The 273-nt window shown below is 65.9% G+C and carries 1 protein-coding gene; it reads right to left on the bottom strand.

Going from position 1 to position 273, the window contains the following annotated elements; all coding sequences use genetic code 11:
• A partial coding sequence (locus tag SAY88_RS25045; protein ID WP_332635133.1) for a hypothetical protein occupies nucleotides 1-273 on the bottom strand: 273 nt, incomplete at both ends.

Raw genomic sequence — 273 nt, forward strand, 5'->3', positions numbered from 1 at the left:
GCCCTGGGCCTCGAGGGCACTCTTTTCCGTTTCCTGGAGCATGAGGACGTCCGGCCGCGGCTTGTAGGTGGGCAGGTGTTCACCCCAGGCCAGGTAGTTGGGGTGGTCCAGGTAGAAGTGCTGCCTGCCCGTAAGGGTGCGCCAGGGAATGAGGCGCTCCACGTTTAAGGTGTAGGGGCTGTAGGCCCGGCCCTGGTTGATGATGGCGCTCCAGGTGGGGGTGGTGAGCTGGCGGCGGGGCTGGGCCACCAGGTCCTTGAAGGAGATGCGCAC

Origin of the sequence: Halalkalibacter flavus, from assembly GCF_036663575.1 — a bacterium.
Classification (GTDB): domain Bacteria; phylum Bacillota; class Bacilli; order Bacillales; family Bacillaceae_D; genus Halalkalibacter; species Halalkalibacter flavus.